The 225-nt window shown below is 56.0% G+C and carries 1 protein-coding gene; it reads left to right on the top strand.

The genetic code is table 11. The features are described 5' to 3' along the window. Positions 1 to 225, top strand: a 225-nt coding sequence (locus tag ACEN88_RS36485; protein ID WP_413347240.1) for a DDE-type integrase/transposase/recombinase, incomplete at both ends; no start/stop codon positions are given.

Raw genomic sequence — 225 nt, 5'->3', positions numbered from 1 at the left:
GACATGGTGAGCTCAATGCTCAAGAAAGCCTTGGCCAAGCTGCAGCCTCATGAGAAGCCACTGCTTCACAGCGACCAAGGATGGCAGTATCGGATGCCGGCTTACCAGCATCAGCTTCGGGAGCGGGAACTCGTGCAGAGCATGTCGCGCAAAGGCAACTGCCATGACAACGCGGCCATGGAAAGCTTCTTCGGGGTGCTCAAGTCAGAGTTCTTCTACCTGAAC

This window comes from Massilia sp. CT11-108, from assembly GCF_047302915.1.
Lineage (GTDB): Bacteria > Pseudomonadota > Gammaproteobacteria > Burkholderiales > Burkholderiaceae_D > Telluria > Telluria orientalis.
Note: the sequence above shows the minus strand (reverse complement) of the source record. Positions and strands in the feature narration are given on the sequence as shown.